The organism is Paenibacillus allorhizosphaerae (assembly GCF_042659105.1).
Taxonomy (GTDB): domain Bacteria; phylum Bacillota; class Bacilli; order Paenibacillales; family NBRC-103111; genus Paenibacillus_G; species Paenibacillus_G allorhizosphaerae.
The window spans coordinates 155063-167805 of the sequence record NZ_JBHSRV010000002.1; the positions used below are offsets into that span (position 1 = coordinate 155063).

At 50.2% G+C, this 12743-nt stretch carries 9 protein-coding genes; 4 read left to right on the forward strand and 5 right to left on the reverse strand.

The genetic code is table 11. The annotated features are described in order from the left end of the window. Nucleotides 1–1026, reverse strand: a complete 1026-nt coding sequence (locus ACFQI7_RS09365) for a LacI family DNA-binding transcriptional regulator (protein WP_218099502.1) — start codon at nucleotides 1024–1026, stop codon at nucleotides 1–3. 402 nt (nucleotides 1027–1428) lie between these two features. On the opposite strand from ACFQI7_RS09365, the gene ACFQI7_RS09370 reads away from it, so the two are divergent. Further along, nucleotides 1429–2751, forward strand: a complete 1323-nt coding sequence (locus ACFQI7_RS09370; RefSeq protein WP_218099503.1) for an ABC transporter substrate-binding protein — start codon at nucleotides 1429–1431, stop codon at nucleotides 2749–2751. A gap of 117 nt (nucleotides 2752–2868) precedes the next feature. On the opposite strand, the gene ACFQI7_RS09375 is transcribed toward ACFQI7_RS09370, so the two are convergent. The 4 genes from ACFQI7_RS09375 to ACFQI7_RS09390 all read right to left on the reverse strand — a co-directional run bounded on the left by ACFQI7_RS09375 (nucleotide 2869) and on the right by ACFQI7_RS09390 (nucleotide 9031). Beyond that, a complete protein-coding gene (locus ACFQI7_RS09375) occupies nucleotides 2869–3489 on the reverse strand; it encodes a hypothetical protein (RefSeq protein WP_218099504.1) in 621 nt (206 codons plus the stop codon). Nucleotides 3490–3665: 176 nt separating this feature from the next. Further along, nucleotides 3666–5870: a sensor histidine kinase gene (locus tag ACFQI7_RS09380; protein WP_218099505.1), complete on the reverse strand. Its 2205-nt coding sequence runs from the start codon at nucleotides 5868–5870 to the stop codon at nucleotides 3666–3668. Further along, nucleotides 5848–6543, reverse strand: a complete 696-nt coding sequence (locus ACFQI7_RS09385; RefSeq protein ID WP_218099506.1) for a response regulator transcription factor — start codon at nucleotides 6541–6543, stop codon at nucleotides 5848–5850. Before ACFQI7_RS09385 ends, ACFQI7_RS09380 begins: the two co-directional genes overlap by 23 nt. A gap of 214 nt (nucleotides 6544–6757) precedes the next feature. Continuing rightward, nucleotides 6758–9031 carry a helix-turn-helix domain-containing protein gene (locus ACFQI7_RS09390; RefSeq protein WP_218099507.1) on the reverse strand — a complete coding sequence of 758 codons (2274 nt, stop codon included), beginning with the start codon at nucleotides 9029–9031 and terminating at the stop codon, nucleotides 6758–6760. A gap of 246 nt (nucleotides 9032–9277) precedes the next feature. Here ACFQI7_RS09390 and ACFQI7_RS09395 point away from each other — a divergent pair, with 246 nt between their 5' ends. The 3 genes from ACFQI7_RS09395 to ACFQI7_RS09405 all read left to right on the forward strand — a co-directional run bounded on the left by ACFQI7_RS09395 (nucleotide 9278) and on the right by ACFQI7_RS09405 (nucleotide 12735). Next, nucleotides 9278–10249 (forward strand): ABC transporter permease, encoded by a 972-nt coding sequence (locus tag ACFQI7_RS09395; protein ID WP_218099508.1) that lies wholly within the window; start codon nucleotides 9278–9280, stop codon nucleotides 10247–10249. An 18-nt stretch (nucleotides 10250–10267) separates the two neighbouring features. Continuing rightward, on the forward strand, nucleotides 10268–11134 hold the full coding sequence (locus ACFQI7_RS09400; protein WP_230415013.1) for a carbohydrate ABC transporter permease: 867 nt from the start codon (nucleotides 10268–10270) through the stop codon (nucleotides 11132–11134). 74 nt (nucleotides 11135–11208) lie between these two features. Continuing rightward, nucleotides 11209–12735: an extracellular solute-binding protein gene (locus tag ACFQI7_RS09405; RefSeq protein WP_218099509.1), complete on the forward strand. Its 1527-nt coding sequence runs from the start codon at nucleotides 11209–11211 to the stop codon at nucleotides 12733–12735. The last annotated feature ends 8 nt before the right edge of the window (nucleotides 12736–12743 follow it).

Sequence of the window (12743 nt, forward strand, 5' to 3'; positions counted from 1 at the left end):
TTATGATTCCGCTATTTTCGCTGCACGGGTAAGCGACGATTCCCGGATCATGAGCTCGGAATCGAGCACGAGCACCCGCTCTTGCGCAGGTTCATCGTGTTCGAGCTGATTGATCAGCTTCTCGACAATGGCGCGGCCCATTTTGATTTTCGGCTGGTTGACCGTGCTCAGCTTCGGCTGAATATACCGGCTGATGCGATTGTTGTCGACGCCGACGACGGCGAGCTGCTCCGGAATGCGGATCCCGAGCTCGGCGCATGCCTTATAGACGCCGAGCGCCATTTCGTCGTTTGCGGCATAGACGGCCGTGAAGTCGGCCTGCTTCTCTATCAGCCGCTTCATCGCTTCGTAGCCGCCCTTTTCGCTAAAGTCCCCGTTCTCGATAAGCTCGGGGTGGAACGGAATGTGATGCTCACGCAACGCTTTCAAATAGCCTTCCAATCGCTCATAGCTGTCAACGGCATCCGCATAGCCGCTCAAAAAGGCGATTTTCCGATGCCCCTGCTCAACGAGGTGAGAGACAACCTCTTTGGAAAATTTCACGTTATCGGTATACACGCACGGGATTTTGTCATGATCGACACGGCGGCCTACGATGCCGATCAAGTAGTTCATATCGGCAATGTGGCATAGCTCTTCGTCGGATAAGTGCGGTGTGACGAGAATCATACTGTCCGCCGTTTTATTCATCAGCAGGCTTATGAAGTCGAGCTCCTTCTCCTTGTTGTTTCCCGTATCGCATATGATCACCTTATATTTTTGCGCGTACGCTTTGTTTTCGATGCCTTTAATGACTTCGGCATAATAAGAGTTGTTGATTTCCGGTACGATGACGCCGATAATCATGGATCTCTGGGAACGAAGGTTTTTGGCAGCGGCGTTCGGCTGGTATCCCAATTCGTCGATCACTTTCATTACTTTTTCTTTCGTGCGCGCCGTCACATTCGAATTGTTGTTCAATACCCGGGAGACGGTGGCGGGGGATACGCCGGCTTTGGCGGCAACGTCTACGATTTTAATGTCCATTTTCATCAACCTTATACGGAATTGGGAATGAATGTAATTTGAATAACTTACTAAAGAGAATAAACGATTCGGAAATCGATTTCAATCTATTTCGTTGGAAAGTGCGTTGAAATCGCGCGATGGCGACTTCTTTTCGTTAGCCTTTACTACAAAATAAAATCGATTTCATTTTGTTGCGCAAAAGTACAGATGTTTCCGAAAATAATTGTTAGAATGAATGGAAGAGAATTGAAACGGTTAAACGCCCTTGTATATTAAGTGTTTTTGAGCAAAAGGAAAATTTTTGATTGACTTTCGCTTGTCAGGATGATTATAATTCATGTTGAAATCGATTTCAACAACTAGATTGATCAATCGCTAGTTTGCAGCATTCATAATGATTGCCAGGGGGGCATAAAAACAATGAATAAGCAATCTCTCGCACTTCTCAGTTCTTTACTCATCTGTGGAACCGTTTTCTCGGGGTGCTCCAGCTCCAAGCCGGAAGCGGTTTCAAAGGATTCCGGCGCTTCCGCTTCAGCCATCACCAAGCCGGTGGAATTGTCCTTTTATCATAACGCGGGCATCACCGAGGAGCAGTTTCAAGAACAGTTCGGAAAATACATCCAAGAAAAGCTCCCGAACGTCACCGTCAAATTCGTTCCGAAAGACAAAAGCGTAAGCTTGGCGGAGATGATTACGAGCGGTACGACCAAAGTCGATATCTTCATCGATTCCATCGGCCAAATCGGACTAAAAGGCTCGCTGATCGATATCGGGCTGAATCAGGACTTAAGCGACCTCGTCAAAAAACATAATGTCGATCTGAACCGTTTTGAGCCGAGTACGCTTGATGCGATTAAAGTCATGGGCGGTTTGTACGGCCTCCCGATCAGCAACAGCGCATACGTGTTAATGTACAACAAAGACGTTTTCGATAAATTCGGAGTGGCTTATCCGAAAGACGGAATGACGTGGGATGAAATCTCGGAAATATCCCGCAAGCTGACGCGATCGGACGGCGGTACGCAGTACGTAGGCTACACGACCTCGATTAACCACTACTTGCGTTTAAACCCATTGTCTCTGGCCAACGTCGACGCCAAGACGAAGACGGCTTCGCTGAGTACGGATGCATGGAAAAAGCTGATTCAGGAATCCATTCTTAATCCGATGTCTGCCGACGGCTACAAGCAGGTAGCGAACGAGTTGAGCAAGCAATGGTATAAAATTCCTTATATCGACGAGTTCTCGAAGAACCGGACTGTCGGCATGTTCACCTTTATGTACGCAGATTACGCATGGGCCAAAGAAATGAACTGGGATGTCGTGTCCTTGCCGGTGTTCAAAGACAAACCGAAGCAAGGCAGCCAGGCTTATCCGACCTACATGTTCGTCACTTCGACGTCCGAGCATAAAGATGAAGCAATGGAAGTGGCGAAGCTGTTCATTTCGGATGAATACCAGACCCAGTTTTCCAAAACCGGCGGTATCACGGTTCTGAAAAACGACGCCATCAAGCAAGTATTCGGCCAGGAGACGCAGATGAAGGACAAAAACATCAAAAACGCGGTGTTCTATAACACGGCGGCTCCGGCGGCGCCGAAAACGCGCTTCGACACGTATGTGGAGGATGCGGTAAAGGCACAAATTAGCAGCCTGCTGAAGGGCGAAACCGATCTCAATACGGCGCTCAGAACGGCCGAGGAAACCGTCAACAAAAAGATCGAGTCGGAAAATAAGTAAGGCGAGCTCACTAATCAAGCCTCCAATGCCGCGGTTCATGCGGTGTTGGAGCTTTCGTTTTTTTGTTCAATGCATGGTAGAGTTCGCGTCCCCTTGGTAGATTCGCAGCGCACCATGCTAGCGTTCTTCCCACCTGCTAACGATGAAATCCATAATGTCCTGCTTCGTTTCTTCCGTCAGTCCATTGCGCAGCGCGACAATGAATTCGATAAAGAGCAGCGATACGAGCTCGTCCAACTCCATATCGATGGGGAGACGTTTCCACCGCAGGTCGTCGAAAAACACTTCGACACGGTTCACTTCCCGCGGGTGCAGCGTGATGGATAAGGTCGGGCAATCGTCTTCTTCCGCTTTGCCGCTCTGGTTCGCGGGCAAACTCCAGCGGAACCTGGACACACCCGATGCCGCGACCGACTTTTTGGGCAAGCCGGCCTTATAACCGCCGGAATCATGCCCAGCCGCTTCCGTTACAATGCTTCCGTAGGATTCGCTAAGAAACACCAGGTAGTCATACAGATCTATATCATGCCGGATTTTCTCCAGAAAGTTATCGAACAACAGCTTCACGAGAAACGCTTTGTTCAGCCCGGGCAGATGCTCCTTCGTCATGACTTTTACGTCCTCCAGGAATACATCGGCCCGTCTAAAATAATCTCGGGGAACGCGAACCTGTACTTTATGGCCGGTGTCGCTCGTCTTGCCGCCGAACATGCCAGTCCACTTTTTAAAGGCGATCATCGTGAAATCCCCTCTCTCAACTTATCTAGTATATCTTTATTCTGAAACTAGCAAGAATATGACACTTGGATTTTAAGAGGAGGGGGTTTTTCTAAGAGATGAGGTCTCTGCATACTAATAGTAAACCGTAATAAAGCCGAACCATTGCATCTGCAAACGGTTCGGCTTTTATCCATTCAATTGCCCTCGGCGGTGGCCATCGGCTCCAAATTTTTGTCCAGCGTGACCGTCACCTTGAAATAATCGCCGTCGATTTCGATGCGCAGCTCGCCGCCATGCAGGTCGACAATGCTTTTGGCAATCGCTAGTCCTAAGCCGGAACCCTCGGTATGTCTCGATTGATCGCCGCGCTTGAACCGCTCGAGCAGCTCGTCGACCTCGAACTCGATCTCATAGGCGGATACGTTCTTTATGGTGAACATCACCTGATGTTCATTCTCGGTTAATGAGACGTATACCCGCGTGTTCGGCATGGCGTACTTTAAGGCGTTGCCAATCAAGTTTTCGAAGACGCGCCATATTTTTTTGCCGTCGAGCCGGGCTGGCACTTTATGTTCCGGTATGGAAACTTTGAACCGGCACGAAGACGCTTCGATGCGCTCGCTGAATTCCGCCATCGCCTGATTGAGCAGGGAAGCGACATTGACTGTTTCCAGATTCAGCTCCGCTGCGCCGCTGGCCATTTTGGACGCTTCGAACAGATCGTCGATCAACGCTTTCAGGCGCTGCGTTTTTCGATCCAGGACGGCGATATAAGCTTCGCGTTCCGCTTCAGTAATGTCGTTTTTTTTCAACAGATCGACGTAGCTGATAATGGAGGTGAGAGGCGTTTTCAAATCGTGCGAGACGTTCGTGATCAGCTCGGTTTTTAAACGCTCGCTCTTCATTTGGTTTTGCAGCGAGGTTTGGAAACCGTCCTTCATGCTGTTTAGTTGTTGAGCAAGTCGGTACAGGTTGCCTTTGCCCGCAGGTTTGACCGTCGTTTCGAAGCGGCCCGCAGCGATCGCTTCGGAGCCGGCGACGATGGTATTGAAAGCCGCAACCCGTTTCAATACATAGGGCAGTACCGCAAATAAATAGAAAGCGATGTAAGCGGTGCAGAGCAGGACGGCAGCGTCCAGCCCATCGTCAAAAGCAATGGGGAGAATCACCGCTGTTACACCCAGTACAGCGGTCAAAGCGAACAGAGCGGCCGATTTGAAAAACAAACCGCGATTGTCCAAGATTTGTGTAATCAGCACTTTTAGCTTACGGCTGTATGACGTTTCCCATTGACGGCGAAGCTCTCCTTTGGTCCGGAACAAAAACAAGGTCTCTTTGATTTGCACCAAAATGAATGCCGTGCATAAACAGAGGAAAAACCAAGGAAAAACGGCGTCAAAACGAAACGGTAGCTTGAATACCGATGCGAGATCCGCAAATACGAAGAACAGGTAGACGACAGCCAGCAGGATCAGCGCCCGAATATCAAGCGGAACCCGGCGGTATGGCACAATGATCGATTCGATCCATTGCGGGAGGCCGATTCGAAATTTGCGGGTGCCGTAAAGCGCTAAGGCAGCCATTAGCAAAGCAGCGCCGGCGAGAACGCATTCCTTGAGGAGTCGCTCCCGGATCGACAAATAATAGCGGTAATCGGCATGAATTTGGCTAAATTCTCTTGGTTCCTTGTATACAAGAATCGTGCCTTCCAGTCGATTTTGCTTGAAATACTGGCTGATGGACAACAGGTTCTCGGCTTCTCCAGGGGCGCTTGGAAAAGCATGCCAATACAGAGCCATGTCTTTCAGCCAGCCTTGATCGGGCTCGCCCGATAAATTCGTATAGATTTGGCCTGTGCCTTTATTTTTGATGAAGTAGCCGAAGATGCCGTCGCGGCGTTCCACATTCCGCTTCACGTCTTTGTACTGATTTTCCAAAAAGGCGATATGCTCGGAAATATCGCGCTGCAGCTGGGCGTTCAGCTGGGCGGCCGCTTTTCCGATCTGCTGGTTCATCTCCCCGGTCTGCGGTTGCGGCGGTGCCGTCCCGTCGACCGGTGCGTAAGCGCCGTTTGCTTCGTAGCTTCGGCGAATTTCTTGTTCCTTCTCGCGAATCATCGATTCGTAGCTGCTCCGCAATTTGCGGATATATTCCGTATTCGTCTTGGCGGCGGGTCCCCACTCCGGATAATTTTTTAGATCGATATGATAATATTGGAGCAAATCCCATTCTACCGTGAGCTGCGACGTAAACGGTTCGCTTTGAAAGTAATAGTCGCTTTGCAAATAAGCGCGATTTCGGATCACATCCCAGACCGAGAGCAGACCGACCAGCAGCAGTATAATCGCCAAACCCCAGATTAGAGCAGGATATCGTTTATTTTTCGATTTTGTATCCAATGCCCCACACCACCTTCAAATATTGCGGTTCCTTCGGGTTGATTTCGATCTTTTCCCGAATTCTCCGCACATGGACGGCAACCGTATTTTCCGCATTGATATACGGCTCTTTCCATACGAGTTCGTAAATCTCTTCAATCGAAAATACGCGTCCTTTATGCTCCATCAGCAGCTCGAGAATTTTGAATTCCGTGGCCGTGAGCCGAACTTCCTCCTGATCGACGGTGACCGATTTGGTCCGCTTGTTCAGCGTCAGTCCTTTGACCCGCAGCTCGTCCTCGCTTGGCTTGTAATTGCCGAGGTGCCTGTACCGCCTTAATTGCGACTTCACCCGGGCGGTCAGCTCCAGAGGATTGAACGGCTTGCCGAGGTAATCGTCCGCTCCGACCGTAAGGCCGAGAATTTTATCGGTATCCTCGGTTTTGGCAGACAGCATCAAGATCGGGATGTTTCGGCTTTCTCTTATTTTGAAAGTCGTCTTGATTCCGTCGAGCCGGGGCATCATGATGTCCAAGATGATCAGATGAATGTCCTCCCGCTCCAGTACGGCGAGCGCAGCCAATCCGTCCCCCGCTTTAAACACGTTCATGTTCTCGTTCTTCAAATAAATTTCGATCGCTTCTTGAATTTCCACCTCGTCGTCGACAACGAGGACGTTGTAAGTTGATGGCATGGTTATACTCCTTGAACTTGGAATTCCGATTCGTGCGCTTTTCGCGAAAGGCATACATCTATACTAAAAGAAACGTTTAACAAATTACCAATGAAAAATCTTACAACTTTATGAAGATGATGGCTGTGTTAGCCGCGCGGAAAAAAATAAGCTCAGCCCGGCCGCTTGGAGCGGCTAGCGGACTAAGCTGTTAACGGTCAACCGGCATGCGTATTTACGCCTGGCCCCACTCCTCGTTGGCTTTGCGAAACTCCCCCGGGGGAACGCCCAACGATTTCTTGAACATGCGGATAAATGAATTGACGCTTTGATAGCCGACCAGTAAGGAAACGTCCTGAATTTTGAGATCGGTTTGCAGCAGCAGCTCCTGCGCTTTGCGAATGCGGAACGTGTTGACATAATCGCTGAAATTCGTTCCTTTTTTTTCCTTGAAGTAAGTGGACAAATAAGCGGGCGAAATATTAAGCTTGTCGGCCAGCAGGTCCAAAGACAAATCCTCCCGGTAGTGCGCTTCTACATACTCAATAACGAAGCCGGTAATATAGTCGGTTTCCGCTTTCTTCTTCTTGATCAGTGCGGAGGCCGAAGCCAGGAAGTAAGACATAAACCGCTCATAATGCTCGAATTGATAGCAGTCCCGAATTTGATCGTACGGGGAATAGGAAGGAAAGGCTGTCTCCATCTCCAGCCGCAGCGAATCGAAGGCGCGGTCGACCTTCTGAATGACCTCTGCGGCGTACCCGGCGAATTGAGCGGCGGTCGCCCCCTTGCGGTGCATGGAATGGAGCGTCCGCTTCACCAGCTGCAGTACGCCGTTTTCGTTCCCGGCGAGCAGATTGGCGGTAAACTCCTGTTCCTCTTGCGGGCTCCAGCCGGTCTTTTCCGGGACGATGTCCTCCTCGGTAATGATTTGCGTTTCTTCACCCAGTTTCCTCAGCTTGATCCGGTGCAGCAAATATTCGTATGCATCCGTAAACTCGGAGGAATCCCGATGAACCGGACTGAATGCGACGGTAATGAGGCAATATTTTTTGTCCATATCGAACACTTGCTTGAAAAACTGCAAAATTTCCGTCACATCGCGTCCGCCGGCGTCTTCGGGGAAAATCATCGTCAATATTTGATCCCGTTCCACTTGAAAGGTGAGACAGTCTTTGTAATACTCCGCGAAATGCGATTGGATGAACTCGCGAATGTAGTAGGACGCGCGGTTTTGTTCGACCTCGAGCTCTTCCTGAAACCGCTGCAGGAAGCTGAGCTGGAACAGGACGAGCATGAACGGCTTGTTCGGCTCGGGCTGCAGCTTTCCGTCGCCCATCTGCGTGTGGATCATTTTGATTTTGTTGATATAGGCGTAGTACTTGAGGAAAGAATTTTTCTGGTTCAAATCCGTGTTAATGTCTTGATTTCGCTTGAACATATCGCTGAGCTGATCGCTGATGAGATCGAATTCCTTGATCCGGCTGCGCGGCGAAGCCGAGAAATTGAGCTGCTGAATCGACCTGACGATATTGGCGATCGGGTTGTTTACTTTCAGACTGAACACGATGGAGACGCCGATGCTGATGACAATAGCGGCAACGAGCAGCATGGCGAGCAGGATGTTCATGCGCACAATTTGGGAAGCGATCCGTTCGTTCGGAATAATGCTCAAATACGTGAAGCCGCTCTCGACCCCTTTTTGGTAAAAATAATAATTGTTCCCTTTCTTTACAAAGCCCTGATGGTCGGGAAGCGAAGGGAACGAAAGGCTGTCTGTCTCGCCGGAGGCGCTGAACAGCAGCTGCCCGTCGCTGTTGCTAATAAAAAACCGGTTCCCCAGGGACGGCTGGAAAAACGCGTCGTACAGCTTGGCGCTGTCCAGAAAGGCGATAATGGCAAACTGGCTGTTGTAGGAGTTCTTGATCAGGAGAGGCATGAAGGTGCCTTTGACGACCTGGTTCTCCAAGCCTTGTTCCACAAAGGTCGCCGACGGATAAACTTTGAAGCTGAGCGGCTTGCCGATCTCTGCCTTCCAGAAATCGGGCGTATATTGATCCGATTTGTAAAATTTGGTAAACATGGCCTCGGTGCTGCTGCTACCGTCCTTCTCAATAACAACGGACCGGTCTGAAAAAAAATAAATCATATTGTTCAAAAACAGCAGCGGGTTCTGGAGCATTTGCTGCAAATCTTTGCGCACCTGGTAGACGACGTCGTAGAACGTTCCATCCGCCTGACCGCTGCTGAGAATCGGCGCTTTGTCGTTAAAATAAAGGCTGAGTCCCAAATTCCGTACGAGGTTCAGATGCTTCTCGTAATTGTTCACCGTCGCATTCAGGTTGAGGCTGTTGTTCTTAATAATTTCACCCTGGATGTTGGTTAGAAAAAAACGGTACGACACGAAGTTGAAAGAGACGAGCAGTACAATGATGACGATGAAGCTGGTCAGCAGTTTGAAAAACAAAGAACGGCTGGCGGCTGTTCGCTGTATCGTCTCCTGGATCATCCGAGCCCCTCCTCATCCTGTCCTTTCGATTAATAAAATTATACCACCGGGCTTTCGCCAGAGGAACCGTTTTGCCGCAATCGGCCGATCTCCATTTTTTTAACTAGTTACCGATTTTTTAAGTTTTCGTAATACGGCTAATGTTTGCAAGACATGGCGATAGGCGACGAACCCTTTTGCGGCTTATGATAGGCCCATAGCAGGAAACATCGCTGCACAAAAAAAGGGGAGGGAGGAGGATATGCTATGGCAGGCACGGAAAGTGTTCAGGTAGACGATTCGCGTAGAACGACAATTCGCAACCGGAGCGCATTTGCGGCCGGTTGGAAAAAAATCAAGAAAAGCAAATATTTGCTGCTGCTGTTTCTGCCCTGTTTGGTGTACTTCATCTTATTCAAATACATGCCGATGTTCGGCATCGTCATCTCCTTCAAAAATTACAACTTGTATAAAGGCATTTGGGGGAGCGACTGGGTAGGCTTGAAATATTACAAGATGTTTTTTGCCAATCCCGATTTTTTCGTTTTATTGCGCAACACGTTTCTGCTCGGGCTGTATAAGCTGATCTTCGGCTTTCCGGCGCCGATCGTGCTCGCGCTCATGTTGAACGAAGTCAAGCATGCCTTTTTCAAGCGGTTTGTGCAGACGGCGAGCTATTTGCCGCATTTTATATCCAATGTCGTCATCGCCAGCATGGTCGTCATGTTCCTGTCGCCGTCCGGCGGACTCGTGAACCGGCTGCTCGGAGCGTTCGGCACGGAGCCGATCAACTTCCTGGTGCTGCCCGAGCTGTTCCGTTCCATCTATGTAGCGTCCGAAATATGGCAGCATATCGGCTGGGAAACGATCATTTATTTGGCGGCGCTGACGTCGATCGATTCGATGCTGTACGAAGCGGCGGAGATGGACGGAGCGGGGCGCTTCAAGAAGCTGCTGCACGTCACATTGCCGGGCATCGCACCGGCCATCGTCATCTTGTTTGTGCTCAACGTCGGTAAGGTGCTGGAGATCGGGTTCGAGAAGGTGTTCTTGCTGTATACCCCCGCAACGTATGAAACCGCCGATATTTTGAGTACCTATGTGTATCGCATCGGGCTACTGCAGGGCAATTTCAGCTATGCGGCGGCGATCGACCTGTTCACCGGCGTTGTCAGCCTTATATTCATCTGCTCGGCGAATTATCTCAGCCGGAAGCTGTCCGAAACAAGCTTGTGGTGAGAAGGAGGTGAACGATGCGTGAAACGAAAATGGACTTTATTCGGCGTGGTGAACGGATTGATCCTGCTGGGCGTCGTCGTCGTCACTTTATACCCGTTTCTTTATATGGCGGCCGTGTCTTTGAGTAAAGACGTCTACGTGATGAAGGGCCTCGTCACATGGTATCCGAAAGGGTTCAATGTGGATATGTACAAGTTGGTGCTGAAAGATCCGCGCATCTTCCAGTCCTATCTCAATACGATCGTATACACGGTGGTCGGCACGGCGATCTCGCTGGCGGTCACTTCCGCAGGGGCGTACGCGCTATCGAAAAAAACGATGATTTTTCACCGCGGTTTTACGCTGATGATAATATTTACGATGTTTTTCAGCGGCGGGATGATTCCGACGTTCCTGATCGTCAAATCGTACGGGCTGATGGACACGATATGGGCGATGGTGCTTCCCGGAGCGGTCAGCACTTGGAATTTGCTCGTCATGCGCACCTTTTTCCTCGGCATTCCGGCGGAGCTGGAAGAGTCGGGCCGGATGGACGGTTTGAACGACCTAGGCATCTTTTGGCGAATCGTCATCCCGTTGTCCAAGGCGGTTTTCGCCACCATCGGTTTGTTCTATGCCGTGGCGATGTGGAACAATTTCATGCTTCCGCTGCTTTACTTGCGGGACCCGAATATGTTCCCGCTGCAAGTCATCCTGCGCAACATCGTATTGGCCGGCCAAATCAACTCGGCGGAAGCGAGCAGCATCGGAGGCGACAATATGGTCGTGGAGGAATCGCTCAAGTTCGCGACCATTATGGTATCGACGGTACCGATCCTCATCGTCTATCCGCTGCTCCAAAAATATTTCGTGAAAGGCGTCATGATCGGCGCGGTCAAAGGGTAAGCCCTGGTGCTGTGGGGGAAATTCCGTGTTGAAAGCTTTGAACATAAATCCGCCAAAAAAAAGGAGAGATTGGGATGAAAAAGGGGATATTCGCATCCGCATCGGTAGTGCTTGCGCTGGGAGCGGTTGTCGGTTGCAGCGGGGGCGATAAGGCGCCGCAGGCAGCGGGAGGCGATAGCGGAGGGGCCAATACCAAGAAGACCTTCACTATGCTGACGGAATCGCATCCGAGCTGGCCGTACAACAAAGACTGGCTGATCTGGAAGCTGATTGAAGAGAAGACGGGCGTCACGCTGAATATGCAGGTGCCGTCAGGCAAGCTGGCCGATACCATCAACCTGAACGTCGCTTCCGGCAACATGCCGGACATTATGTTCATGCTCGACCGCGGACAGGCGAACAAATTCGGTCAGCAGGGCGCGCTCGTCAACATTTTGGAGTATACGGATCAGATGCCGAACTTTAAAAAATGGATGGCCCAATATCCGGACGACACCCGCTCGGCCATCGCCGCCGACGGCAAAATGTACATGTTCCCGAACCAGGGCTTCGGCGAAACGAACCGGATGGTATGGCTGTACCGGGAAGATATTTTCAAGAAGAACAATTTGAAGGTTCCCGCCAACTACGATGAGCTGTACGAGACGCTTAAAAAGTTGAAGCAGCTGTATCCGAATACGTACCCGTTCAGCACCCGTTTCGGCATGGATCTGGCCTTGATGAAAAACTTGTCCGCCAATTTCGATACGAATGAAGGCTTTTATGTCGATCCGAAAACGAAAGCGGTCAAATACGGACCGATCGAGGACGGCTACAAGAAGATGGTGGAGTATCTCGCCAAGTTTTACAAAGACGGACTGATGCCGGCCGATTGGCTGACGATGGATACGAAGCAGTGGCAAGATATTATGTCAACGAACAAATCGTTCGTCACGGTCGATTACATCAGCCGGATCGATTTCTTCAACGCATCGCTGCGCAAAGATAATCCCGAATTTACGATTAACTTAATGGCGCCACCGGCCGGATCGCCGGGCGGCAAGCAGGTGAACGCGTTCACCAGTTACCTCGAATCGGGGATGACGGTCTCTTCCACCTCGAAAAATATTAAAGACATCATGAAATTTATTGACTTTTATTATACGGAAAATGGAAGAGATATTGCCAGCTGGGGCCAAGAAGGTGTAACCTATACGGTAGAAAATGGCAAGAAGAAGATCAAGTCCGAGTTCATTGATATCGCCGACCTGCGCAAAAAGACGGGGCTCGCAACGAACGGCGCTTACCAATGGATCGATTACGACGCGCATTTGTCTCTGGCTTCCAAGGAGCTTCAAGCGGCTTACACGGAGTCGCGGAAATATGACGGCCCTTACAACCAAAAGCCTGCTTTCAACGAGAAGGAGCTGGAAACGATCTCGACGATCGGTCAAGCGATCGATAAGAACCGGCTGGAGACGATTTCCAAGTTCATTCTCGGAACGAAGAGCATGGACGAATGGGACAAATACGTGGATGGCGTCAAGAAGCTCGGACTTCAGCAGCTGCTCGACACGTACAAAACCGCCTACGACCGCACGTCGAACGTTAGTCTGAAGTAGCAGGAAAG

What these genes read in the sequence shown, in the direction of transcription:
- ACFQI7_RS09405 (WP_218099509.1), top strand. Translation starts at nt 11,209, where the DNA reads ATGAAAAAGGGGATATTCGCATCCGCATCGGTAGTGCTTGCGCTGGGA.
- ACFQI7_RS09365 (WP_218099502.1), bottom strand. Translation starts at nt 1,026, where the DNA reads ATGGACATTAAAATCGTAGACGTTGCCGCCAAAGCCGGCGTATCCCCC.
- ACFQI7_RS09390 (WP_218099507.1), bottom strand. Translation starts at nt 9,031, where the DNA reads ATGATCCAGGAGACGATACAGCGAACAGCCGCCAGCCGTTCTTTGTTT.
- ACFQI7_RS09395 (WP_218099508.1), top strand. Translation starts at nt 9,278, where the DNA reads ATGGCAGGCACGGAAAGTGTTCAGGTAGACGATTCGCGTAGAACGACA.
- ACFQI7_RS09375 (WP_218099504.1), bottom strand. Translation starts at nt 3,489, where the DNA reads ATGATCGCCTTTAAAAAGTGGACTGGCATGTTCGGCGGCAAGACGAGC.
- ACFQI7_RS09385 (WP_218099506.1), bottom strand. Translation starts at nt 6,543, where the DNA reads ATGCCATCAACTTACAACGTCCTCGTTGTCGACGACGAGGTGGAAATT.
- ACFQI7_RS09370 (WP_218099503.1), top strand. Translation starts at nt 1,429, where the DNA reads ATGAATAAGCAATCTCTCGCACTTCTCAGTTCTTTACTCATCTGTGGA.